The sequence below is a fragment of the Lysinibacillus sp. YS11 genome (assembly GCF_002896375.1).
Classification (GTDB): domain Bacteria; phylum Bacillota; class Bacilli; order Bacillales_A; family Planococcaceae; genus Lysinibacillus; species Lysinibacillus capsici.
This window is the reverse complement of sequence record NZ_CP026007.1, coordinates 980351-1006631: the sequence shown is the minus strand read 5'-3', so window position 1 is coordinate 1006631 and position 26281 is coordinate 980351. Positions and strand designations below refer to the sequence as shown.

Below are 26281 nucleotides of genomic sequence, written 5' to 3'. Positions count from 1 at the left end.
GGCCGAAATGAGTAAAACAATTCTAGAAGTAAAAGATTTAAGAATTAACTTTAAAACTTATGCAGGGCTTGTCCATGCTGTACGTGGTGTTAACTTTGATTTAAAGGAGGGTGAAACACTCGCTATAGTAGGTGAATCAGGCTCTGGTAAAAGTGTTACGAGTAATGCATTAATGAAACTAATTCCCCAGCCACCTGGTATTTATGAGTCAGGACAAATTTTATTTAATGGCCGTGATTTAGTTCCATTAACTGATAAAGAAATGTCTAAAGTACGCGGAAATGAAATTGCAATGATTTTCCAAGATCCTATGACAAGTTTGAACCCAACAATGAAGGTCGGACGTCAAATAACTGAAGTAATTTTGCAACACAAAAAAGTTTCTAAAGACGAAGCGAAAAAACGTGCGATTGAGCTTTTAACTCAGGTAGGTATCCCCTTCCCTGAAAAACGCTATAACCAATACCCACATGAATTTTCAGGTGGTATGCGTCAACGTGTTGTTATTGCCATTGCCCTTGCAGCTGATCCTAAGCTATTAATTGCAGATGAGCCGACAACAGCTCTAGACGTAACCATTCAAGCGCAAATTTTAGAATTAATGAAAGAAATTCAGAAAAACTCGCAAACATCTATCATTTTCATTACACACGATTTAGGTGTAGTGGCGAATATCGCTGATCGTGTAGCAGTAATGTACGCTGGACAAATCGTTGAATATGGTACTGTAAATGATATTTTCTATAATCCAAAGCATCCTTACACATGGGGTCTACTTGGTTCAATGCCAGATTTAGATAATGATACTGATGAGCTATTACGTACGATTCCAGGCTCACCACCAGATCTGACGAATCCACCTAAGGGTGATGCATTTGCAGCTCGTAACGAGTATGCTATGGCCATTGATTATGAACAAGAGCCACCAATGTTCCAAGTAAGTGAAACACATTTTGCAAAGACTTGGTTGTTGCATCCTGATGCACCAAAGATTCCTCTTCCAGATGCGGTTGCTAAACGTATTGAAGGGTATTTAGCAAAGGAGGCACAAGAAAATGACTAAAACTGGTGCGAAAAAAATTCTTGAAATCAAAAATTTACAGCAGCATTTTGGTTCGCCAAGTAATCCTATCAAAGCTGTAGATGGTATCAGCTTCGATGTTTACGAAGGTGAAACACTTGGTCTTGTGGGTGAATCAGGTTGTGGTAAGTCAACAACTGGTCGTTCAATTATTCGTTTATATGATATTACAGGTGGCGAGATTGTTTTCGATGGTGAAAATGTCCATGGAAAAAAATCTAAAAATGAGTTAAAGAAATTTAACCGTCAAATGCAAATGATTTTCCAAGATCCTTATGCTTCTTTAAACCCTCGTATGACGGCTGGTGAGATCATTGGTGAAGCCTTTGATATTCATGGCCTTTACAAGGATAAAAAAGAACGTCGTGCAAAAATTCAAGAGCTACTTGAAGCTGTTGGTTTAAACAAAGAGCACGCGAATCGTTACGCACACGAATTCTCTGGTGGTCAACGTCAACGTATTGGGATTGCCCGTGCACTAAGTTTAGATCCTAAGTTTATCATTGCGGATGAGCCAATCTCTGCGCTAGACGTATCTATCCAAGCGCAAGTTGTTAACTTACTAAAACAACTACAAAAAGAACGTGGCTTAACATATCTTTTCATTGCCCATGACTTATCTATGGTAAAATACATCAGTGACCGTATTGCTGTAATGTACCGTGGTAAAATCATGGAAATCGGTAAAGCAGATGATATCTACAATCACCCTGTTCATCCGTATACAAAATCTTTATTATCAGCTATCCCACTTCCTGACCCAATGTCAGAGAAGCGCCGTCAACGTATTCAGTACAAGCATACAGAGGTTGACGAAAGTGCAACCTACCATGAAGTAGGTGACCAGCATTATGTTTATGGTACTGCTGATCTAGTAAAAACTTGGGTTGCTAATCGCTAAAAGCTATAACTCCTATCGACAGTATAAAAACTGTGATGGGAGTTTTTTAATTTATACCCACATTTAACTGTAGTCTAAACCTGTATAACGTAATTATCAATAAAAGGCATATATACAAGACTTTTGTAATTGTTATTGAATGTTTAAAGTAAATTTTATTAACTTTTCTACTCTATAACCTCTTTAATTTTCTTTCTTTCACAGCATCTTTAAATAGGTTTTGAAAAAACAGTCTTTCTTCTATCAAGAAAGACTGCTTCTTTGATACCTATTATTTTATTGGAGCATCTGCTGTTAATTCAATATCTTGTAACTCTGTAAGATTTGCATAATCAACATTGTAATTTTTCACGCGTTTATTAACTGGAATAACTTCAGTTCTGAAGAATGTTGGAACTACCATTGCTTTATCACTCATATATTCTTGCCATTCACGGAAAGCTTTAGAGCGTTTTTCTTGATCCATAGCATCTTCGGAGTCGATAGCTGCTAATAATTTTGTTAACTCAGGTGATACATAGCGGCTAAAGTTGAATTCAGCACCTACACTATATAAGCCCGCTGGAGATGGATTTGTTCCTGTATTCCAAGCTGCCATAAACATATCGATCTCCGGATCATCTGCTTGTACTTTATCATAAAATGCATTGAACTCGATAAGACGTCCAGTTGTTAACTGTACATCTAAACCAACTTCTTTCCAATTTTGACGGAAGTATTCAACAATTGCTTCATCCGTTTCTGACCCAGCCATAGAAGCTAAACGAATTGAGAATTTTTTACCATCCTTATCTTCACGAATTCCATCACCATCAACATCTTTAAAACCAGCTTTATCTAATAACTCTTTCGCTTTTTCTGGATCGTAATGGTAACCCTCTAATGTTTCATCATAGAATGAGAATACTGGTGGAATTAAAGAGTTGCCACGTACACGCAAGCCTTGATAGAATTTTTCAGCAACTCCCTCAACATCTGTTGCGAACGCAATTGCTTGGCGTAACTCTACATTGTTCATTTTTGATTTTTCATCAAACACGTTTACTTTTGCTGTTGTATCATACTTTCCTAACTTAAAGCCGATATAAGAATAAGACAATTCTGGTCGACCAAGTACAGAAATATTTTCTAAAGATTTAATACTATCAAATTGAGTAGTTGGATAAGATGTTGCTAGATCATATTTCCCTGTTCTTAACGCCTCACCAATTGAAGTTGGTGGAACAACTTCGATTACAACTTTATCAACTTTCGGCTTACCTTTAAAGTAATGTTCGTTAGCTACAAGTTGTACAGATTCACCATTAACAACTTTATCAAGTTTAAATGCGCCAAGAGTCACCGGATTTTTTCGTACTGCATCTGAAGCTAGTAAATCTTTTACTGGAATTGACTCTAATTGATGTTTTGGTTCTGCATAACCCCATAAGCCATCCCCACCATAATAAATTGCAGGTGATACTTTTTTAAATTGAATTTTAATTGATTTATCATCTACTTTTGTAATACCTGAGATTGTATCAGCCTTGCCATTATGATATTCTTCTGCCCCTACAATATTTCTGAAGTCATCATCGTAACGTACACCTGTATAATCAGGATGTCCAATAATTTCGTAAGGATATATTAAATCTTCTGCTGTTACTGGTGTACCATCAGACCATTTATAATCACCTTGCAATGTGACTGTTGCTGTTTTAGCATCAGTATCAACTTCTAATTTTGCAGCGCCCTTATCAGTAATAAGGAAGTCACCATCAACGTCAAATATTGAATTTGTCATATAAGCTAAAATATCTGAGTCATAGGCATCTTCATAAAGCTCATAGTTGAAAATCCCTTGGAATGGAGAGCTTGCTACAAGTCCTACACGTAATGTACCACCTTGAATTGCTTCTCCTTCATTTGTTACCTCCATTGGAAGTAAAGAATCATTAGTTGCCTCAGATTCACCAGACTTTTCTGTTTCACCAGACTTTTCAGTGTTATCTGTTTCTGTGCCTTTTTCAGACCCACTACCTCCACCACCATTGCACGCTGCTAAAATTAGCATGAATGCAAAAAGTACGGATAAGAATAACCAATTTTTCTTCATGTGTAAATCCTCCCCTTTATCCTAATCGTTGTTTTGCGTCAGCCGCACGTCTTAGCGCTTGACCAACATAATTTATACCAAGCATCAAAATTAATATTAATAATGATGCGGGCAACCAAATCCACCATTTTGTAGATAATACTATTGGGTTTGTTGCATAGCTTACTAATGTCCCTAAGCTAGGCGTAGAAGGTGGTAATCCAAAGCCTAAAAATGATAGACCTGTTTCAATACCAACATTTCCAGCAAAGTTTAAAGTTAGCTCTACTATTAACAAAGAACTTAAATTTGGTAGTATCCCTTTAAACATAATGGCAAAATCACTAGTCCCCATTGTTTTGGATGCATTTACATAATCTCTTCGTCCCTCTGATAGAGCTTTACTTCGAACAAGACGCGCTGTACTGATCCATTGAAAGGCACTTAAAATCAAAATCAACTCTAAAACACCATATTTAGGAATAATTGTGACCAAAACAATGATAATCATTAAGGTAGGTAATGTCATAAGAAAATCAATGATACGCATAAATAGGTTATCAATAAAGCCACCATAGTAACCCATTATTATTCCTAGAGCAATTCCTAAAGCATTTGCAATAAGAGTGATTGCAATTGCAATTAAAATAGAATTTTTTGCACCAATAATAAGCTGTCCATACATATCACGCCCAGCTTCATCAGCCCCCAAAATATATCCATTAACACCAGGTTCTGTAAATCTCTCTAATAATTTAATTCGTAATATCTCATCCTGGTTCATAAAAGCAGACATAATTAATATCACAACTATAAGTAAAGTTATACCTATAAATGAAAATAATGCTAATTTATCTTTTCTGAATTCACGTATAACAACTTGAATTCCTGTTGGTGGATTACTTTCAACTTTCACTACATCATTTTTTTGCTCCATTTTATTCACCTCTCCTTATGCGTTCAATTTAGCTGCTAGTCTATGCGGATACGTGGATCAACAATGCTCATAATTATATCTGACAATAGACTACCTAATAACGCTAAGAAGCCATAAAGCATGACAAGAGCGGTAATAACACTATAATCGCGACTTGTTACAGAATGGATGAATAATTGTCCCATACCTGGGAAGCCAAAAATTGTCTCTATGAATATTGAGCCACCCAATAATCCTGTTATTGTAAAGCCAAGAAAGGCTGCAATTGGTAATAAGGAGTTACGGAAAATATGTCTTCTATAGATTATTTTCATTGGTACACCTTTACTACGTGCTGTTTTAACATAATCCTGTGTCTTGGCATCAATAATTTCTGAACGTAAGTACTGAATAATTGTAGTTGTAGCTAGTATTGCATATGTCATCGCAGGTAAAATTAAATGATACAAGCGATTCCAATAATACTCGAGCGTTCCCGGCTCTACACCTACATCAACAGTTCCACTTGTCGGAAACCACATTAAACGATATCCAAAAATATATAAGAAAATTAAACCCAACACAAAGGTAGGTATTGCATAACTTATGAAGCTATACAAAGTAATCGACTTATCGTACAAAGTATCCTGTTTACGTCCCGCTATCATTCCTAATGGAATAGCTATTAAATAAACAAGAATAGTGCTAAGCAAAGCGAGCCAGAATGTGTTTAATGCACGCTCACCTATCAATGTGGACACTGCAAGTTTATATGTATAGCTTTGTCCAAAGTCCCCCTGAAAGGCATTGATTACCCAATGGTAATATTGAATATACCAAGGGTCATAGTAACCCGCTTGAATCCTTAGTTCTTCGATTCGTGCAGGGTCAGTTTCTGGAGTAATTAACCCTGTAAAAGGATCACCTGGCATTTGTTTTGCTAAAACAAAAATAATTAAACTTAGTACAAACATTTGAGGGATCATTAAAATTACTCTTCTAACAATTGTTTTCCACATTTCACATTCCCCCTGACATTGCAACCATATGTGTGTCTGAAATGGATTTCAGTGGGTAGACTTTTCCATGCTCATCATAATATTTATGTTGCTCTTTTTGATAATTTTCCTCTACTTTTTGTCGAATTAATTTACGCTCATCCCTAGTCTCTGGTTCGATATTTGGAATGGCTGATAAAAGGCGGTTCGTGTAAATATGCTGAGGATTCTTATAAATATCATGTCTTGTACCAGTTTCCACAAAGCGTCCTTTATACATAATAGAAATATAATCACACATATGTTTAACAACACCTAAATCATGAGAAATGAATAAGTAAGTAAGACCAAATTCATTTTGGATATCTTTCATAAAATTTAAGACCTGTGCTTGTACAGATAAATCTAACGCAGAAACAGGTTCATCAGCGATAATCATTTTAGGGTTACATGCAACCGCTCGTGCAATTCCAAGTCGCTGCTTTTGTCCACCTGAAAATTCATGGGGATATTTGAGTAAAACGTCCTCTGACATCCCTACAATTGCAAGCAACTCTTTAATACGTTTGCGCTCCTCTTGATCACTAAGCTTCATAAAATTTCGAATTGGCTCTGCTAGTATATCAAGAACGCGTTTTCTAGGGTTCATACTCGAATGAGAATCTTGAAAGATCATTTGAATATCTCTGTTATAGGCAGAATCACGTTTTCTCTGTTGATTTGTCACATTTTCGCCCTCATAAACGATTTGCCCAGAGGTAATTTTTTCTAAACCTATAATTGCTTTGCCTGTAGTAGACTTTCCAGATCCTGATTCCCCTACTAGTCCATAGGTTTTCCCTTTTTCAAACTCCATTGTCACACCGTCTACTGCATATACTCGATCAACAATGGTATTAAAAAATCCACCACGTATTGGATAATGAACATTTAAATCCTTAATTTGCATAAAGCTCATACAGTCCCGCCCCCTTCTTCACCTTCAAAATGAAAGTGTTTCCAGCAGGTACATCTCACAAAATGCCCTGGTGCAATTTCATGTAATTGAGGTTTTGTCTCGTGTGAAGATGCATCAATCCATGGGATTCGTCCTGAAAAACGACAACCTTCTCGAGGTAAATTTATTAAAGATGGAACCATCCCTTTAATGACTTCTAGTCTTTCATTTTCGCTATGTGTTTGTGGAATTGAATTTAATAGCGAACGAGTGTAAGGATGTCTTGGATTATTGAATAGTTCCTGAACTGGAGCTTCTTCAACTACTTCCCCTGCATACATAACTACAACTCGATCAGCCATCTCTGCTACAACACCTAAATCATGAGTAATGAGAATAATGCCTGTCTCCGTTTCAGTCTGCAATGTTTTTAATAGATCTAAAATTTGAGCCTGAATCGTAACATCTAAAGCTGTTGTCGGTTCATCTGCAATTAAAATAGTAGGCTTACATGATAAGGCAATAGCAATCATGACCCGCTGACGCATACCACCAGATAACTGATGTGGAAATTGTCTAGCCACACGTTTTGGGTTAGCGATACCAACTTGATTTAATAGTTCTAAAACTCTCTCTTCACGCTGTTGTTTTGTAAGCTTAGTATGATAGATTAATCCTTCTTCAATTTGTTCATTAATCCTCATTAAAGGATTAAGTGCTGAAAGTGGGTCTTGAAAGATAAATCCTATGTCATTTCCACGTAAGTTATTAAATTGTTGTTCATTCAATTTAGCTAAATTTTGGTTATTATAAAAAATATCGCCAGATACCTTTGTATTTACTTCATTATGCAAGCCTACAATTGTAGTCGCTAAAGTACTTTTACCACAACCAGATTCTCCAACTATTGCTAATACCTCATTTTTTTTTAGCGAAAGTGAGACATCATCTACAGCAGCGTGGTATGTATCTTTAATTCGAAAACTTGTAGTCAAATTAGATATTGTTAATAAGTATTTTGCTGTATTCAAACAATCTCTCCTCTATAATTCAATATTCTGAAAATAAAACTTGATACTTATATCAGAATCATATTTAACTTTTCTCTCCTATCCTCTCCTTTTCTATTAGATAAGCGTGAATTTAATATTTTTTTTACTTTAAATCATTAAATCACTGATAGAATTATCTGAAAATTAAACCGTGATATTATTTTAGCTAGAAAACATGTATAAACGCAAGTACCTTTTTCAAATTATTACAAACCAAAATATAAATTTCCACCATACGTCTCTCTCAAAAAAATAGTAATTTTATTATTTCGATTTCAGAAACATTTTACTTTTTATTCTCAAAGTTACATTTCCTTCAAATAAATATTTTATAAATATAATAAATAGAATTTCTTACTATATTTTTTTACAGAAATTAAATACACAAAAATTCAATAAATTCAGTATTTTTGAGTGAAAATTAAAAATTACTTTTTATGAAAAAGTTATATTTTATTCATTTTTGTTTTCAATAAATAATTTTAGACTTTAAAGTGCTAGTATTTCAAATTACTTTAAAAAAATAATTTAACAATTATAATTTATTGTTACCTTACATACTTCTTAATATCTCAAGTTGTTTACTTTTTTCTTTAATTTCAAATATAGAAATACTATTTAGAATATTATATGAGGCAATTACATGTTTTTATGTTAAAATTTTCAATAACATAGTATTATCAAATATTGTATCAGTTTACGGATATAGAAGAGGGGTGTGTCAGTTATGGTAAAAATTAATGATGTATGGTTTACAGTAGAAGAGATAAACAATGAAACATTCGCTATAAGTGAGTATGGACATTGGGAAAAAGTGCATTCCTTTTTATTGTTAGGAGACAAGCGTGCGATTCTGATTGATACAGGTTTGGGAATTGATAATATTAATAGAATTATCCTACAATTAACTTCTTTGCCTATTACAGTTATTACAACTCATGTTCATTGGGATCATATTGGTAATCATGGGCAGTTTGATGATATTTATGTTCATAAAGATGAAGTAGATTGGCTAATTAATGGAATACCCAAACTATCTATCGACCAGATTAGAAGAGATGTTGGCCGTAACATCACGTTACCTACACCAATAGCGTTCGATCCATCGACCTACCAACCTTTTCAAGGGCAGCCTTCTGGTGTTCTAGAAGATGGAGATGTTTTCGATATAGGAAACCGAAAGCTTACTGTACTACATACCCCAGGGCATTCTCCAGGACATATTGCGATTTTGGATTATAAATATGGTTATTTATTCACGGGAGATTTACTATATGATCAAGCGCCTATCTATGCCTTTTTCCCGACAACTAGCCCAGAGGACTTAGTTCAGTCTTTAGAAAGAATCGCTAACTTATCTTCTCTAACAAAAATTTTCGGCTCACATCATACACTAGGAGTTGATCCTTCTATCTTATTAGAAGTGAAAACGGCAGTTAAAATGCTACGTAAAAATAACCTTGTACGATTTGGTACAGGAATTCACCACTTTAATGGCTTTAGTATCCAATTTTAACTTATTTGTTTCCTATTTAATAGGAAGAAAAAACTGTTCCATTGATCATCAACTATGACCTATGGAACAGTTTGCAATTACAGCTCTCCAGCTTTTAATTTTCCATGCCACTCTTTTAAGAATGGAATATCTTCTTCTTTAATAGCGCCGGATTCATTTGCTGCTTCAATCAGATAATCAAAATTTGTTAATGATACGTATTGGATGCCAGCCTCATCAAATGCTTGTTCAGCGCGTGGAAGATTATATGTGTATACACAAACAACTCCAAGCACCTCACAGCCTGCTGCACGCAATGCTTCTACTGCTGTAATGGAAGAACCACCTGTAGAAACGATATCCTCCACAACCACTACTTTTTGTCCTGCTACGTATTTTCCTTCAATTTGATTACCACGGCCATGCTCCTTCGCTTTAGAGCGTACATAAACCATTGGTAATTCTAAAATATCACTTACCCATGCCGCATGTGGGATACCTGCTGTAGCTGTTCCTGCTACAATTTCTGTCGCTCCGAAATTTTCTTTGATGACAGAGGCTAAACCATTTGCTAATTGTTTACGAATAATTGGATCGGAAATTGTTAAACGTGTATCACAGTAAATAGGTGATTTAATTCCAGATGCCCATGTAAATAGCTCTGTAGGATTTAATTCTACTGCTCCAACTTTTAACATAGCGTGTGCAATTTCATTTTGTAATGTCATAATTTATGCCTCCCATAATTCACTTACGATTTTATATGCTGCTACTGGATCCTGTGCACCTGTTACAGCACGGCCAACAACGATGAGTGATGAACCATCACGCTTTGCCCCATCAGGTGTTGCTATACGTTTTTGATCGTGTGTAGCACCTCCAGCTAAACGAATTCCAGGTGTGACACGTAGAAATTCATCTCCACACACCTCAGCAATCGCCTTAGCCTCATGGACAGAGCAAACAACACCTTGTAAGCCTGCTTCCTTTGTCAGCCCTGCGTAGTGTAGGACAGACTCTTGCAATGAAAGAGCAATCTTTTGTTCTGCTTGCATTTGTTCTTCTGTTGTGGATGTTAATTGAGTAACAGCTATTAGTGCAGGACGTTCTTTGCCTGTTGGTGTTCCTGCTTCAAGTCCTTCTAGAGCTGCTTCCATCATAGCACGTCCGCCTGCAGCATGGACATTGACTAAATCTACCCCTAATTTTGCTAGCCCCTTCATCGCAGAACCTACTGTATTTGGGATATCATGTAATTTTAAATCAAGGAAAATATCATGACCTAAATCCTTTACTTTGCGTACGATATCAGGTCCTTCTTGCATATATAATTCCATTCCAATTTTCACGAAAAGAGGCTCATCGAATTTTTTAAGAAAATCGAATACTTCTTTTTCTCCTGGAAAATCTAGAGCTAGTATAGGTTTCGTATTCATCAACGATGGCTCCTTCCAATAATCTCTGTTATATGTTCTACACCTAATGCATCCAGCTTTGCTGGTAATTCTTCAATAATGTTCGGGCAAACGAAATGGTCAACAAAGTTAGCTGTTCCTACTGCTACAGCTGAAGCACCTGCGGACATAAAATCAATGACATCCTGTGCTTCCGTTACACCGCCCATACCAATTATCGGAATATTGACAGCCTTGTACACCTCATAAACCATTCGTATTGCTACAGGTTTTACAGCAGGACCAGATAGTCCACCTGTGCCATTAGCTATGACTGGCTTACCTGTACGCTCATCTAAACGCATACCAACCAATGTATTAATCATGGTAATACCATCTGCTCCACCTGCTTCAACAGCTAGGGCAATATCAACGATGTTCGTCACGTTTGGTGATAACTTCACATAGACTGGCACTTCTGACACAGCCTTGACAGCCTTGACCAGCTCACGTGCAGTAGCAGGATCTGTTCCAAATTGAATACCACCACATTTCACATTAGGACACGAAATATTCAGCTCCAACGCTTTAACATTTGAGGCTGTTGAAATACGGCGTGCTACTTCTACATAGTCTGATGTCTCTGTTCCAGCAACATTGGCGATGATGGGCACATTATAATCCTCTAAAAATTTTAATTCCTCATTCATCACTTTTTCAATGCCTGGATTTTGTAGACCAATGGCATTTAACATCCCCGCTGCTGTTTCGGCAACACGTGGCGTAGGGTTACCTGCACGCGTTTCGACCGTTGTTGCCTTAATCATGATAGCCCCCAGTTTAGATAAATCATAAAGCTGTGCATATTCACGACCAAAACCAAAGCAACCTGAGGCTGGCATAATAGGGTTTTTTAAATCTAAGCCTGGTATTTGAATTGTTAAACGACTCATAGTGCCACCGTTCCTTTCGGGAAAACTGGACCATCAGAGCAAACTTTAACATAGTCTTTTTCAACCTGATCAGTTGTTTTGCATACACATGCAAAGCAAGCTCCAATACCACAGCCCATACGTTCTTCAAATGATAAATAGCCTTCTTTTTCAGGATAAAAGCCTTCTAATGCCCTTAACATTGGTAAAGGTCCACAGGAATAAAAAACATCAAATTCAGGAGCATGCGACTCTAAAACCGTTGTTACAAAGCCTTTTGTACCTTTCGAGCCATCCACCGTAACATAATGCGTTTCACCAAGTGCACTAAATTCATCCTCATAAAAGCAGACATCTTTTGTTTGGAAGCCTAAGACGTGGATTGTTTTCACACCACGAGCATTCAATTGCTTGGCTAGCTCATGTAATGGAGGGACACCAATGCCACCACCAACTAGTAGTGCAGTACCTCCCTCTTGCACCGCTTCTACTGGGAAACCATTCCCAATTGGTCCAAGTACGTTGACCAGCTGACCTTCTCGATTTGTTGCCAGAACTTTCGTACCACGCCCCTCAGCACGATAGATCATTGTAAACTCATTGTTGTCTTTATCAATATTTGCAATACTAATTGGTCGACGTAAAAGCGGCTCCAGTGAATCCGACACCTTTACATGGACAAACTGGCCAGGAGTCATCTCCTGAACCAGTTCACCATGAAGTGTCAGTTCGAAAATGTTTGTCGCAATTTGCTTTTGAGAGACGACCGTCATTTTCTCTTGACGTATCATATTAGTGTACTACCTCCGCTTTTGGCATTTGTTCTGCTGTAAATGTCATAGATTCGATAACACGTACCATTGCTTCTGCTGTATCTAAAGATGTTAGACAAGGAACACCATTTTCTACAGACTCACGACGAATTCGGAAGCCGTCACGAGCTGGTTGCTTGCCTTTTGTTAAAGTGTTGACAACAAGCTGAGCTTCCCCATTTTGGATAAGGTCAATCAATGTTTGTCCTTTCGCCCCAATCTTGCCTACTACATCAGTTCGTACGCCTGCTGCTTCAAATGCTTTTGCTGTACCTTCAGTTGCTACAATGCGATAGCCTACTGTTGAGAAGCGTTTTGCTAATGCAATCGCTTCTTCCTTATCTTTATCAGACACAGTGAATAATACTGTACCTTCTGTTCGTATTTCCATACCTGCTGCAACTAAGCCTTTATAAAGAGCTTTTTCTAATGTTGCATCTTTCCCCATTACTTCACCAGTAGATTTCATTTCAGGTCCTAATGTAATGTCTACACGTCGTAATTTAGCGAATGAGAACACTGGTACTTTTACAAATACGCCTCTTTGCTCAGCTGCTAGGCCTGTTGGATAGCCTTGCTCTACAATGGATTTGCCAAGGATTGCTTTTGTTGCAATATTAGCCATTGGGATATTTGTAATCTTACTTAGGAACGGTACTGTACGTGATGAACGTGGGTTCACCTCGATAACAAATACTTCGTTTTGAGAAATGACATATTGGATGTTCATTAAGCCGATGATGCCTAGCCCCTTCGCAAGACGAGTTGTATAGTCAACTAATGTATCTTTTTGTGCCTGTGTTAATTTTTGCGGTGGGTAAACAGAGATTGAGTCACCAGAGTGAACTCCTGCACGCTCGATATGCTCCATAATTCCTGGTATTAACACATTCTCACCGTCACAGATAGCATCTACTTCAATTTCCTGTCCTGTTAAGTAACGGTCTACTAATACTGGATGATCTGGAGATGCCTCTACCGCGTTTTCCATATAATGCTGTAATTCTTCTTGGTTATAAACAATTTCCATTGCACGCCCACCAAGTACATAAGAAGGGCGGACAAGCACTGGGAAGCCTAGACGCTCACCAATGGCAAGAGCCTCCTCAGTAGAAACCGCTGTTTCTCCTTGAGGTTGTGGAATATCTAATTCACGTAGCGCCTGCTCAAATTTATCGCGGTTTTCTGCACGGTCAATATCCTCAAGAGACGTACCTAAGATTTTCACACCATTAGCAGCTAATTTATCAGCAAGGTTAATAGCCGTTTGACCACCGAATTGAACAACAACACCAATTGGTTGTTCTAAGTCGATAATATGCATAACATCCTCAATTGTTAATGGTTCAAAATATAATTTATCGGAAATAGAGAAATCTGTTGACACTGTTTCTGGATTTGAGTTAATGATGATCGCTTCATAACCTGCTTCTTGAATCGCCCATACTGAGTGTACTGTGGCGTAGTCAAATTCTACCCCTTGGCCAATGCGGATTGGACCTGAACCGAGTACCACCACAGAAGGTTTATCTGACTTAATCGATTCATTTTCGTCTTCATATGTGCCATAGAAATATGGTGTTTCTGATTCAAATTCTGCTGCACATGTATCCACCATTTTATAGACTGGCATAATACCATGCTCTTTACGATAAGCATACAGTTCTTCTGGTGTTGTTTCCCAAAGCTCAGCAATTTTCTTATCTGCAAAGCCTAAACGTTTAGCTGTTCGTAGTACGTCTTTATCATTCTTATTGTCAGCAAGCGTTTGTTCCATATCCACAATATTTTTAAATTTATTTAAGAAGAATAGATCGATTGCTGACCATTCATGAATTTGTTCAATTGTTACACCTCGACGTAAAGCTTCACCGATGAAGAATAGACGCTCATCCCCAGCCTTGCGAATACGTTTTTCAATCCAAGAATCTGAATTTTCTTCAGCATGTTTTAACTCTAAGTGTACTTGACCTGTCTCAAGAGAACGAACCGCTTTTAGCATAGCTTCCTCAAAAGTACGACCTAACGCCATTACTTCACCAGTAGCTTTCATTTGCGTACCAAGATTACGTTTAGCAGATTCGAATTTATCGAATGGCCAGCGAGGAATTTTTGCTACGATATAGTCCAGTGCAGGCTCAAAACAAGCATATGTTGAGCCTGTTACAGGATTTTTAATTTCATCTAACGTTAAGCCTACTGCAATTTTAGCGGCTAGCTTAGCAATTGGATAACCTGTTGCTTTTGATGCTAATGCAGATGATCGAGAGACACGTGGATTTACTTCAATCACATAGTAATTAAAGCTATATGGATCAAGTGCAAGCTGTACGTTACAGCCACCTTCAATTTTTAATGCGCGAATAATATCGAGTGAAATATTACGTAGCATTTGGTTTTCGCGATCAGATAATGTTTGCGTTGGTGCAACAACGATTGAGTCACCTGTATGAATCCCTACTGGGTCAACGTTTTCCATGTTACATACAACGATGGCATTGTCAGCTGCATCACGCATTACTTCGTATTCAATTTCTTTATAGCCTGCGATTGATTTCTCTAATAGACATTGCGTTACAGGTGAATATTTTAAACCCGATGTCACAATTTCTTCTAAGTCTTGATCGTTGTAGCAAATACCGCCCCCTGTACCGCCAAGTGTAAAGGCAGGTCGAACAATGACAGGATAGCCAATTTTCGCAACAAATCTTTTAGCTTCATCTAAGTTATGAATAATATCAGATTCAGGAACTGGAGCTCCTAGCTCATACATTAAATTACGGAATAAATCACGGTCCTCTGCTTTATGGATGGCATCTAATTTAGTACCAAGAATTTCAATCCCAAGCTCATCTAGAATACCTGATTTGTCTAATTCGATCGCCATATTTAGGCCCGTTTGACCACCAAGTGTTGGTAAAATCGCGTCTGGACGTTCTTTACGTAATATACGCGATACAAAATCAAGAGAAATTGGCTCAATATAGACTTTGTCTGCAATTTCTGTATCTGTCATGATTGTAGCAGGGTTTGAATTGATTAAAATAACGCGGTAGCCCTCTTCTTTTAATGAAAGACATGCTTGTGTTCCTGCATAGTCAAATTCTGCTGCTTGTCCGATAACAATTGGGCCTGAGCCGATTACTAAAATAGTTTCAATATCTGTACGTTTAGGCATGTTGTTTCCCCTTCCCTGCTTCTACTTCCATCATTTCGATGAATTCATCAAATAAGTGGTTTGAATCTTCTGGACCTGGTGATGCTTCTGGGTGATATTGCACTGTGAAAATTGGATATTTTTTATGACGCACACCTTCACATGTTCCATCATTTAACGCGATATGTGTTAATTCTAAATCTGTATCTTTTAATGATTCGATATCGATGGCATAGCCATGGTTCTGAGATGTTAAATCTGTACGACCTGTACGTAAATCTTTTACTGGATGGTTACCACCACGGTGTCCAAACGGTAATTTAAAGGCTTTTGCACCACTTGCTAAAGAAAAGATTTGATGGCCTAAACAAATACCGAACATTGGCACTTTTCCAATTAAGTTACGTACTGTTTCAATGCCTTCTTGAACATCTTCAGGATTTCCTGGTCCATTTGACAGCATGATGCCATCTGGATGCCAAGCTAAAATTTCCTCAGCTGACGTATTATAAGGTACTACTAGCACATCACAATCACGTTTGTTTAATTCACGTAGAATCCCATGCTTCATTCCATAATCAATTAGGACAACTCGTTTACCACGCCCTGGAGATGGATAGGCCGCTTTTGGTGATACTTCACGAACATGGTGCGTAATGGCTGGCGTTGCTTGTAATTGTGCTACTATTTCATCCACATTTACTTCTTCATCAGCAGCTGTCAAAATCGCTTTTACGGAACCTTTACTACGAATAATACGTGTTAATTTTCGTGTATCAATTCCTTCAATTCCTGGAATATCCTTTGATGTCAAATAATCATCTAAAGTTAAATCACAGCGGAAATTTGAAGGATTTTTAGCTAATTCACGCACAACAAATCCACGAATGGCTGGCGTAATCGATTCAAAGTCATCACGGTTAATGCCGTAATTACCAACTAAAGGATAAGTTAAAGTGACAATTTGTCCATAGAATGAGGGATCTGAAATCGTTTCCTGATAACCCGTCATCCCTGTTGTGAATACAACCTCACCTTGTGAAGCACGCTCGCTACCAAATGCTGTCCCTGTAAATACTGTGCCATCTTCTAAAACTAGTAAACGTTTTTTCATTACTCTGCCTCCTGATATACGATATTGCCTTCAAAAATCGTTAGTACTGGCCAACCCTTTGCCACCCAGCCGTTGAATGGTGTATTACGACCTTTTGATACAAAGCCTTCTGCATCAATCGTTTGTTCTTTTTGAGTATCAATTAAAATCATATCCGCTGAAGCACCCACTTCTAATGTGCCATATGGCAGATCAAAAATCTCAGCTGCTTTCACTGTCATCCAATCAACTAATTGTTTTAACGTCCACTTTCCTGTTTCTACAAACTGTGTATAAAGTAGTGGGAAAGCTGTTTCGAAACCTACAATACCAAATGGTGCGCCAACCATACCGCAGCATTTTTCTTCTACTGTGTGTGGCGCATGATCTGTTGCAATGCAGTCGATTGTGCCATCAAGTAGTGCTGCATGTAGAGAATCTTTATCATCCGCTGCGCGTAATGGTGGATTCATTTTCCAATTAGCATCATCAGATGGAATATCCATCTCTTCTAGTAATAAATGATGTGGACAAACTTCTGCTGTGACACGGATTCCTGCAGCCTTTGCATCTCTTACCGCACGCACTGATTCCTTCGTCGATACGTGACAAACATGGTAACGAGCGCCTGCTGCTTCTGCAAGTAGTACATCTCGTGCAATTTGTACGGATTCACAAATGGAAGGTATTCCTGGGAGGCCTAGCTCTTTATTACGCTTTCCTTCATGCATCACACCATCATAGATTAATGAGTTGTCCTCACAATGTGCTACAACGACCATATCGTGCTGGGCCGCATCTTTCATTTGCTCATACATCGTTGAGGCTAGCTGGATACCAACACCATCATCTGAGAATGCCACTGCTCCATGTGCTTTTAATTCTTCAATATTTGTTCTAACCTCACCTGATATATCCTTTGTTAGGGAACCATATGGGAGTACTCGAATAACCGCACTGTCCTTAATGAGCCCATTGATGAGTTGCATGTTTTCAACCGAATCAGGTACTGGCTTTGTATTAGGCATTGCGCAAATTGTCGTAAAGCCGCCTTTTGCTGCTGATGCCGAACCTGTTGCAATGGTTTCCTTATGCTCAAATCCTGGCTCTCGTAAATGTGTATGAACATCGATAAAGCCTGGTGCTACGATTAAGCCATGTCCTTCAATCAGTTCTGCACCTGCTACAGTCACATCTTGACCAATAGCCGTAATCTTTCCGTCTGCCATTGCAATATTGACTGTCTTCAATTCACCTTGTTCATCTAGCATTTGTACATTTTGAAGTACCTTTGTCATGTTATTCTCTCCCCTTTAAAATGGTTTCCATAATAGCCATCCGTGTGTAAACACCGTTCCGCACCTGTTCAAAAATTCGAGAGCGATCACACTCGACTAACTCAGAAGCAATTTCGACATCACGATTGACGGGTGCTGGATGCATAATAATGGCCGATTCTTTCATTTGCTTTTCTCGTTCAATTGTTAAACCAAACTCTTGATGGTAACCTTCCTTTGAGAAGCTTTTATTTACTTTATGACGTTCATGTTGCACACGTAGTAACATAATGACATCACTTATTTCGATCAGATTATCCCATGAATGGTGCGCTTCAAAACCGCCAGACCATTCTTCTGGGCAAAGGAAATGAACATTTGCCCCTAAATTTTGTAATGCTGTTGCATTTGATTTCGCTACTCGACTATGAGAGATATCTCCTGCAATGGTGACATTCAACCCTTCGAAATAGCCAAACTCTTTTTTGATGGTATAAAGATCCAATAAGGATTGTGAAGGGTGTTGCCCAGCACCGTCTCCTGCATTAATAATCGCTACGTTGATACCATTCAGCAGCTCATTGTAATACTCATCTTCTGACGCTCGAATGATGACAGCATCTAAACCAATCATTTCCAATGTTTTGACCGTATCGTACATCGTTTCCCCTTTTGTAACACTCGAAAACCCTGCATCAAAAGGGATAACATGACAGCCAATTTTGTATTCTGCCATTTCAAAGCTTGTTTTTGTACGAGTACTTGGTTCAAAGAATAGGTTGGCCACTTTGTGAGTGCGAGATAACGATGATGTTTCACCATTTTCAAATGCTTGCGCAAGATCTAGGATTTGGTTAATCTCTTCTGTTGTTAAATGTTCCATCGATAATAAGTTCTTCATCATGTGACCTCCATTAGGTTGTGAATCGTGAACGTCTTTGTATGACGTTCTCTGTATATAAAGTAAAAGCCCCGTTGATGTCATCAACGAGGCATGAGGAGGCGTGACAAACTACAGCAAGACATACATCCTACTTCAGCCTGTCCACAACTTCCCTTTTTTTGCCTCTCTGGACAATTCATTAAAAGGTACTACTATGAATCTTTATTTTGATTGTATTGTACGGGTATATCAGCTTCTTTTTTGCCTGGTAGAATCGCATTCAATAGCACACCAATAATCGCTGCTAGGGCCATTCCTTCAACACTCAATGATTCTGAGATAACAAACTTGGCACCGCCGATACCAATGACTAAAATCACTGAAGCAATTACTAGGTTACGACTGTTACCAAAATCAATATGATTATCTACTAGCATACGTAAGCCACTTGCTGCGATAATTCCGAACAGTAAGATGGAAACCCCACCAAGTACTGCGGTTGGAATCGTTGCAATTACGGCCATTGCTTTCCCGAAGAATGATAGTAAGATAGCAACCACTGCTGCACCTGCAATAACGTAGATACTGTATACTCGAGTAATGGCTAGTACACCAATATTCTCACCATACGTTGTTTTCGGAGGGCCTCCGATTAAAGCACTCACAAATGTGCCAAGTCCGTCACCTAGTAGCGAACGGTGTAGTCCTGGCTCTTTAATATAATCCCGATCTACTACTTTTCCTAATACCAGTTGATGACCAATATGTTCTGAAATTGTTACAATAACGATCGGTACCATGATAAGTAGAATTTTTGTTGTTATTTCAAACTCATAATGCACACCCGGTATTAAGAAATCAGGCATAGCGAAGAATTTTGCTTTGGCAATCGGTGTATAGTCTACTATGTCAATTATCATGGAGTAAATGTAACCTACAATTAGGCCCATCAAAATTGGCATAGTGCTTAAAATTCCTTTAAAGAAAATCGTAAAGATGATAGCTGTAAAGACCGTAACTAAAGCAGCTGAGAAGTGTAAAAAGCTATACTCTCCATTAACGTTCATTGCCATATTCACAGCCGTACCAGAAAGTCCAAGCCCAATTACCATAATTACTGGGCCTACCACAATCGGTGGCAAGATTTTCATAATCCACTTATAACCACTTTTCCAAATGATTAAGGATACAATTCCGTACGTAATGCCGACAGCCATAGCACCGATCATGGCATTGCCTGGGTTTACACTCGAACCGTCTTCATTTAAACCACCTGCAGCAAGTAGGATTGGTGCAATAAAGGCGAAGGATGAGCCTAAATAAGCTGGTACCTGGAATTTCGTAATTAATAGGAAGAATAATGTAGCAATTCCGCTTGTTAAAAGGGCAATCGCTGGACTAAGACCTACTAACTGCGGTACTAAAATCGTTGAACCAAACATCGCAAACATATGCTGGAAACTTAATGTCACTAGCTGGAGCGGGGTCGGTTTATCCTTAATATCTAAAACTGCATTTGACATACTGTTTCCTCACTTTATTGTTCGTCTTCTTTGTAAATAATGACGCAATCTTCTCCGTCTACTTCTTCTAAATTGACAACAATGCGCTCAGAGCCAGAAGTTGGAACGTTTTTTCCCACATAGTCTGCTCTAATTGGTAGCTCTCGATGTCCTCTATCTACTAGAACAGCTAGTTGAATTTGTGCAGGTCTTCCTAAATCCATTACAGCATCTAGAGCTGCACGTACTGTTCGACCTGTATAAAGTACATCATCTACTAAGATGATTTTTTGATTTTTCACTTGATACTCGATATCAACTTGTTCTACATGTGCTTGTTCGTTTTCATGTTTCGTTGTTAAATCATCTCGGTAAAGTGTAATATCAAGTTCCCCTGTACGAATCGGTTTACCTTCAATTTTTTCAATTCGCTGCGCCAAACGTCTGGCTAGAAAGGCACCTCGTGTTTTAATGCCAACTAAAATACATTCATCGATTCCTTTATTACGTTCAATTATTTCATGGGCAATACGTGTTAATGCTCGTGTCATTGATGGGCCATCTAATAATTCATTTTGTGCCATATTCGTATCCTCCTCTCTTCAATCTATTATCGGCCATGTGTCCATAAAAAAACCTCTCGAGGCGAATAGCCTGAGAGGGTTGTATACGTGTCGAAAAAGCATGTTGGAAAAATTTGCAGCACAAATTTCCACAACACTATCACATGTCCCTTCTCAGCCTCTCTGGACTGCCATTAAAGGTGAATATTTAGTTATGTTGTTCATTCACTGTCGTTAGTATAGACTTTCTTTTCGTATACGTCAATGCCTATTTCGTAAATCATTTAATAATTGTTCATAATCAGCTGGAAGTGGTGTTTCAAACTCCAAGTATTCTCCAGATGAAGGATGATCGAATCCTAAAGTCGCTGCATGTAAAACTTGTCCCCCAAAGTTGATTGTCTTTTTCGGACCATATTTTGGATCTCCAACAAGTGGGAAGCCAATATAATTCATATGCACACGAATTTGGTGTGTACGTCCCGTTTCTAAACGACATTCCACCAGCGTATAGTCACCAAAACGTTCAACAACTTGGAAGTGTGTGACAGCATGTTTACCATTATCGACAACTGCCTGTTTTTGGCGATCTTTTTGGTCACGACCAATTGGTGCATCAATTGTCCCCTTATCATGTGCAATATGCCCGTGGACAAGAGCAATATATTTACGAGTAACTGTTTTATTCACTAATTGATTGACTAATGATTCATGAGCCGTATCGTTTTTAGCAACCATCAATAAGCCCGATGTATCTTTGTCGATACGATGGACAATTCCTGGTCGTAGTACACCATTAATCCCTGATAAGTCTTTACAATGATACATTAAGCCATTTACCAGTGTACCTCCCATATGGCCCGGTGCTGGATGTACCACCATACCCTTTGGTTTATTCACAACAAGAACATCTGCATCCTCATAAACAATATCTAAATCTAAATTTTCTGCGACAACATCCAATTCTTCCACTTCTGGTACATCAATAGCGATGATGTCACCAGCTTTAACCTTATATTTTGCCTTTACAGCATCACCGTTTACTTTAATGACTCCCTCACTAATCCAGTTCCCAATTTGCGTGCGTGACCACTCAGATTGTAAGCTGGAAAGTGCTTTATCAATGCGCTCTCCTTGCTGCTGTTCTTCGATTGTATATGTTACTTGCGTCATTGTTTCACCTGTTTCTTCTCTTTTTTATCTTCCATAATTAAGCCAATCATCAGCACGACAACCGCTATTGTTAATGCAGCATCTGCCACATTAAAAATAGGAAAATCATAATTAATAATTGGAATTAAAACATCTACAAAATCGACCACTTCTCCTCTAAATAGACGGTCTATAAAGTTTCCTACTGCACCACCAAGCAAGAGCATTAAGCCGACTTGAAAAACAGGCTTTCCCTTTGCTTCTTTATGATAAAAATAGACAATCGCACAGATAACAGCAACTGTGACAATACTAAACAACCACATTTGCCCCTCTAGCATCCCCCATGCTGCCCCTCTATTTCGATGAGACAAAATACCAAACCATGGGTCCCATACAGCAATGCGTTCAGCATATTCCATATTTTTCACAATCAGCCATTTTGTCCATTGATCCAGTAAAACGACAAATGCAGCTAATCCATAATATTTATACACAGACATTCCTCCGTTCACTCAACATCTTACCTATTCTACCATAACAGTACCATTCACAATAACTAATATCATATCTAAATATGGCTGATTCTAAATCTCTTCAAGAAATATAAAAAGGCTACCCCTATTACGTTTAAGCAATAGAAATAGCCATAACTTATTGGTTAGACAGTTTCAGATTCTTTTGAATGTACTCGCTTCATGAAGTCATTAACATCAGCAGGAACTTTGCGATCTATTAATGACACGATGATAACAGATAAGAAGCCCACAGGTACTGTCACAATACCTGGAATTTTAAACTGCAAGAAGCTTGGTAACGTTCCTGGTAAAAAGATCATCCACATAGACACGCCAAGTCCTATTAATAATCCTGCAATGGCTCCTTTTTCTGTCATGCCTCTCCACCAAATACCTAAAATGAATATTGGGGTAAATGTACTTGCAGCGACAGTAAAAGCGAGCGCCACTAAATGGCCAATAGATGCATCCTTTACAAGTAAACCCAATGCTCCATATAAAATACCTAATAATACAATAGCCACTTTCCCAGCAATAACTCGTTGTTTTTGTGTAATATCCTTTTTCATGATATTGGCATATAAATCATGAGCTAGTGCACCTGAGCTTGTAATAAACAATCCTGAAAGATTGGAGAAAATAGCTGCAAATGCTCCTGCTATAACTAATCCAAGTAGCCATTTGCCACCTAGTGCAAGGGCTGTAGTAGGAATGACCATATTATTCCCACCCAGCACTAAATCACGCATGACTTCCTCACTAGCTGTCCCAGAAATGAAAATAGATCGACCTACAACACCTAAATAAACAGCTAACAAGAAGAACGCGCTTGCAATTCCAATGGCCATGAGTGCAGATTTACGGGCTGCTTTAGCACTTGGGTTTGTATAAAAGCGCAATAAAATATGAGGAAGACCAATTGTTCCTAGCGCTAATCCTATCGTCATACTAATTGTTTGCCAGAACGTGGGGAAATAAAAGCCCGTGCCTGTCCAAGCAGCACCATCAAAATTGATATCATTGCCATCTAAGGCATACGGTGAAGTGCCTGTAATTGGACCGCTAAATGAATGGATGGCTGCTAAAATTTTATCATAATGTAAACCGCCATAAACTGCTGCAATTAACATCACAATAAACGCACCAAGACGAATCCACAACTCTAATGCTTGGTTGATGGTTGTTCCTTTCATACCACCAATACCTACATAAAAAATCATAACAACACAAGTAAATATAATGCCGAATTCATAAGAAGTACCGAAAAACATACTTAAAATCTGTGCAGCACCTAATAATTGGGGAGCTGCATAAAAGCCTGAAATAGCTAACACCACTGCCACAGCTACAAGCCGTGCTCGTCTACTATGAAAACGATAGCCTAAAAAATCTGCAACGGTAAATGCACCAAAACGTCTTAAAGGACCTGCCACAAAAATCGCTAATAATGTTAACCCAATGGAGAAGCAAAAAGCATAATAAGCACCATCATATCCAAGTTGAAATGTTAACCCTGCGATGCCCAGGAATGTTGCTGCACTTAAGTAATCTCCACCAATGGCAGAACCATTTGTAAACCATCCGAAGCTTCGGCCACCTACAAAGAAATCCGAAGCTGTTGCATTTCTTTTTGTTAAATACGTAATGTATACAATTGTTCCCATTAAAGCAATGGTCATTAACATCTTTGGTTCTAATAGAGCTTCCATCATTCAACATTTCCCCCTTTGTTCCAACTACTTATTTGCTATATCATATTGCTTTAGACGTTTCTCGTACATGGCTGTGTGAACATATGCAATAATAAATGCCATAGCCATCATTACAATCGTTGTCACAAACCATGTGACTGTCATACCACCCCAGATCTTCTTAAACGCAAATGCTGGCGCAAACCAATTCATAACAGGGATACTAAAAATCAAAATAAAGTAAAATATCGATAAACCTAAACCTGTTGTAAATTCATCTTTCATAATTTTGTTTGTTGTTGCATCTAAAGGTGGTAGATCTTTCACATCAATTGTTCCTGCTTCTACATAGTCATAATCATGACTGCCTACTTCCGCCATAAGCCAACTCCCCCTTTTCTGGTAAGTGAATAATTGTCTGAAATTTCAAATTATTATTCACTACAATTATTCTATTCTATTTCAACTTCAATATAGATATAAAATATTGCTGTATTAGTACAAAAAATTGCTATTTTAAGTTAAAATATTTTTATCTTTTTATTCGTAGGGGGCTGGTAGCATTTTAAAGGTGGTATGGTATATGGAAAGCTCATTTGACAAGCAGCAAATGAGTGAATGGTTAAAAGAGGTTTTACCAAACGCTTTAGAGGAATGTAAAGTGCCAAAGCCAGAAGATGAGGTCATTATTGTCTATGAAGTCAATCGGTTATTTGATTGGGTAAAGATTAATCGATTAAAAAGAAATTATCCTAATAGTATTATTGTCCCGTTTGTTACAGAACACCTTACCTACTCGACTGGTATAGCAATTGAATTAGCTTTACCTGCACTTCTCATAAAACCATTACAAAAATCAAAATTTTTACGAATTGTAAAAAAGTTGTATACGTCCTATCAGGAAAAAAAGGCGAGTACACTTACAATGCTTGAGCTATCACAACAAGTATCCCAACAACATACCTCTCCATTTAGGGAAGCATTTTTAAAACGCCTAATCCGTGGAGAAATTGACAATGAACAAGAAATAATACAATCTGCTTCATTTTTATCGACAAGCTGTATACCTAATATTGTATTTTTAATTCAAGGCTATATTGATGGGGCTAATAGGAAAGCTGTCCCACACGATGCAAGTAGTAGTATTACAACTGTTTTTCGCCAGCACTTTGCTGAGAAGGCCTCATTATCCTTTTTACATTTTGAACGCTATTTATTACTTCTCATGCGAATTCCTACTGACTACAACTCTTTCAAACATTGGACTGAGGGTGAAGCCTGTTTATTAGAGGTTATCGAGACCCTAAAAAGGGATTGTTCTATTCATCTTTTTATGGGGGTTGGAGGTGTATTTCAGGATGCTATGCAAGTGAAGGAATCCTATAGCCAGGCTAGAAAAGCACGTAGAAAACCACCTATCCATAATATACACATCCGATATTACGAAGATTTAACAAAGCATGAGCAGCTGCAAAAAGCTATTCAGTATATTGAAGAGCATTACGACGAACAACTGACCATTCGTGATGTTGCAAAATATATTAACTTTAGCCCAACTCATTTTAGTAGACTATTTAAAAAAGAAACAGGTCGCAATTTTGTTGACTATGTTGCTTATACACGCATTATCAAAACCTTACCTTTTTTACGCAAGTACGACTACACCATAGAAAAAATCTCCTCCTCCTGTGGCTTCAATACACCAAATTACTATAGTTTAACTTTTAAAAAATATGTAGGGATCTCTCCAACAGACTATCGCAATACGACAGAAATTTTATTTAAATAATGGAAAAGAATCTGCAAAACTTCCATGAAAAAAGCAAGCCTCCAACAAGGAGACTTGCACATCC

Annotated in this window: 23 protein-coding genes; 4 read left to right on the top strand and 19 right to left on the bottom strand. The window is 38.0% G+C overall.

Features of this window, described 5'->3' with window-relative positions; translation table 11 throughout:
• The first annotated feature begins 7 nt into the window (after nt 1-7).
• Nucleotides 8-1063: an ABC transporter ATP-binding protein gene (locus LBYS11_RS04640; protein ID WP_048395385.1), complete on the top strand. Its 1056-nt coding sequence runs from the start codon at nt 8-10 to the stop codon at nt 1061-1063.
• Nucleotides 1056-1982 (top strand): ABC transporter ATP-binding protein, encoded by a 927-nt coding sequence (locus LBYS11_RS04635; RefSeq protein WP_054549873.1) that lies wholly within the window; start codon nt 1056-1058, stop codon nt 1980-1982. The genes LBYS11_RS04640 and LBYS11_RS04635 overlap by 8 nt, the downstream gene beginning before the upstream one ends.
• Before the next feature lie 271 nt (nt 1983-2253).
• Here the strand turns inward: LBYS11_RS04635 and LBYS11_RS04630 are convergent, their stop codons facing one another.
• The 5 genes from LBYS11_RS04630 to LBYS11_RS04610 are packed head-to-tail and all read right to left on the bottom strand — an operon-like array spanning nt 2254 to nt 7938.
• Nucleotides 2254-4077 (bottom strand): oligopeptide ABC transporter substrate-binding protein, encoded by a 1824-nt coding sequence (locus LBYS11_RS04630; RefSeq protein WP_103117559.1) that lies wholly within the window; start codon nt 4075-4077, stop codon nt 2254-2256.
• A 16-nt stretch (nt 4078-4093) separates the two neighbouring features.
• Nucleotides 4094-4993: an ABC transporter permease gene (locus tag LBYS11_RS04625; protein ID WP_103117558.1), complete on the bottom strand. Its 900-nt coding sequence runs from the start codon at nt 4991-4993 to the stop codon at nt 4094-4096.
• A gap of 35 nt (nt 4994-5028) precedes the next feature.
• Nucleotides 5029-5991 carry an oligopeptide ABC transporter permease gene (gene opp4B / locus LBYS11_RS04620; protein WP_004227362.1) on the bottom strand — a complete coding sequence of 321 codons (963 nt, stop codon included), beginning with the start codon at nt 5989-5991 and terminating at the stop codon, nt 5029-5031.
• Between the two features lies 1 nt (nt 5992).
• On the bottom strand, nt 5993-6928 hold the full coding sequence (locus LBYS11_RS04615; protein ID WP_103117557.1) for an ATP-binding cassette domain-containing protein: 936 nt from the start codon (nt 6926-6928) through the stop codon (nt 5993-5995).
• Nucleotides 6925-7938, bottom strand: a complete 1014-nt coding sequence (locus tag LBYS11_RS04610) for an ABC transporter ATP-binding protein (RefSeq protein WP_103117556.1) — start codon at nt 7936-7938, stop codon at nt 6925-6927. Before LBYS11_RS04610 ends, LBYS11_RS04615 begins: the two co-directional genes overlap by 4 nt.
• A 748-nt stretch (nt 7939-8686) precedes the next feature.
• On the opposite strand from LBYS11_RS04610, the gene LBYS11_RS04605 reads away from it, so the two are divergent.
• Nucleotides 8687-9475, top strand: a complete 789-nt coding sequence (locus tag LBYS11_RS04605) for an MBL fold metallo-hydrolase (protein WP_103117555.1) — start codon at nt 8687-8689, stop codon at nt 9473-9475.
• Nucleotides 9476-9552: 77 nt separating this feature from the next.
• Here LBYS11_RS04605 and pyrE read toward each other — a convergent pair whose 3' ends face one another.
• From pyrE to LBYS11_RS04535, 14 genes are all read right to left on the bottom strand, one after another.
• Nucleotides 9553-10182 (bottom strand): orotate phosphoribosyltransferase, encoded by a 630-nt coding sequence (gene pyrE / locus LBYS11_RS04600; RefSeq protein WP_103117554.1) that lies wholly within the window; start codon nt 10180-10182, stop codon nt 9553-9555.
• Between the two features lie 3 nt (nt 10183-10185).
• A complete protein-coding gene (pyrF, locus tag LBYS11_RS04595; protein ID WP_103117553.1) occupies nt 10186-10890 on the bottom strand; it encodes an orotidine-5'-phosphate decarboxylase in 705 nt (234 codons plus the stop codon).
• A complete protein-coding gene (locus LBYS11_RS04590; protein ID WP_048394627.1) occupies nt 10890-11801 on the bottom strand; it encodes a dihydroorotate dehydrogenase in 912 nt (303 codons plus the stop codon). The genes pyrF and LBYS11_RS04590 overlap by 1 nt, the downstream gene beginning before the upstream one ends.
• The gene (locus tag LBYS11_RS04585) at nt 11798-12571 is read right to left on the bottom strand and encodes a dihydroorotate dehydrogenase electron transfer subunit (RefSeq protein WP_004227355.1); all 774 of its coding nucleotides are present in this window, start codon (nt 12569-12571) and stop codon (nt 11798-11800) included. The genes LBYS11_RS04590 and LBYS11_RS04585 overlap by 4 nt, the downstream gene beginning before the upstream one ends.
• A gap of 1 nt (nt 12572) precedes the next feature.
• Nucleotides 12573-15770, bottom strand: coding sequence for a carbamoyl-phosphate synthase large subunit (gene carB, locus LBYS11_RS04580; RefSeq protein WP_103117552.1), 3198 nt, complete (start codon nt 15768-15770; stop codon nt 12573-12575).
• Nucleotides 15763-16863 carry a glutamine-hydrolyzing carbamoyl-phosphate synthase small subunit gene (gene carA, locus LBYS11_RS04575; protein WP_016994256.1) on the bottom strand — a complete coding sequence of 367 codons (1101 nt, stop codon included), beginning with the start codon at nt 16861-16863 and terminating at the stop codon, nt 15763-15765. Before carA ends, carB begins: the two co-directional genes overlap by 8 nt.
• Nucleotides 16863-18140 (bottom strand): dihydroorotase, encoded by a 1278-nt coding sequence (locus LBYS11_RS04570; protein WP_103117551.1) that lies wholly within the window; start codon nt 18138-18140, stop codon nt 16863-16865. The genes carA and LBYS11_RS04570 overlap by 1 nt, the downstream gene beginning before the upstream one ends.
• Before the next feature lies 1 nt (nt 18141).
• Nucleotides 18142-19020, bottom strand: coding sequence for an aspartate carbamoyltransferase catalytic subunit (locus tag LBYS11_RS04565; protein WP_048394636.1), 879 nt, complete (start codon nt 19018-19020; stop codon nt 18142-18144).
• 194 nt (nt 19021-19214) lie between these two features.
• Nucleotides 19215-20525 carry a uracil-xanthine permease family protein gene (locus LBYS11_RS04560; RefSeq protein ID WP_054549867.1) on the bottom strand — a complete coding sequence of 437 codons (1311 nt, stop codon included), beginning with the start codon at nt 20523-20525 and terminating at the stop codon, nt 19215-19217.
• Between the two features lie 14 nt (nt 20526-20539).
• Nucleotides 20540-21088 (bottom strand): bifunctional pyr operon transcriptional regulator/uracil phosphoribosyltransferase PyrR, encoded by a 549-nt coding sequence (gene pyrR / locus LBYS11_RS04555; RefSeq protein WP_103117550.1) that lies wholly within the window; start codon nt 21086-21088, stop codon nt 20540-20542.
• Nucleotides 21089-21328: 240 nt separating this feature from the next.
• On the bottom strand, nt 21329-22240 hold the full coding sequence (locus tag LBYS11_RS04550) for an RluA family pseudouridine synthase (RefSeq protein WP_103117549.1): 912 nt from the start codon (nt 22238-22240) through the stop codon (nt 21329-21331).
• The gene (gene lspA / locus LBYS11_RS04545; protein ID WP_004227346.1) at nt 22237-22716 is read right to left on the bottom strand and encodes a signal peptidase II; all 480 of its coding nucleotides are present in this window, start codon (nt 22714-22716) and stop codon (nt 22237-22239) included. Before lspA ends, LBYS11_RS04550 begins: the two co-directional genes overlap by 4 nt.
• Before the next feature lie 164 nt (nt 22717-22880).
• Entirely contained in the window at nt 22881-24449 is a 1569-nt protein-coding gene (locus LBYS11_RS04540) for a sodium/solute symporter (RefSeq protein ID WP_004227344.1), read from the bottom strand.
• Nucleotides 24450-24473: 24 nt separating this feature from the next.
• Nucleotides 24474-24809, bottom strand: coding sequence for a DUF485 domain-containing protein (locus tag LBYS11_RS04535; RefSeq protein WP_048394642.1), 336 nt, complete (start codon nt 24807-24809; stop codon nt 24474-24476).
• A 202-nt stretch (nt 24810-25011) separates the two neighbouring features.
• Between LBYS11_RS04535 and LBYS11_RS04530 the strand changes: the two genes are divergently transcribed.
• Nucleotides 25012-26217: a helix-turn-helix transcriptional regulator gene (locus tag LBYS11_RS04530; RefSeq protein WP_103117548.1), complete on the top strand. Its 1206-nt coding sequence runs from the start codon at nt 25012-25014 to the stop codon at nt 26215-26217.
• The last annotated feature ends 64 nt before the right edge of the window (nt 26218-26281 follow it).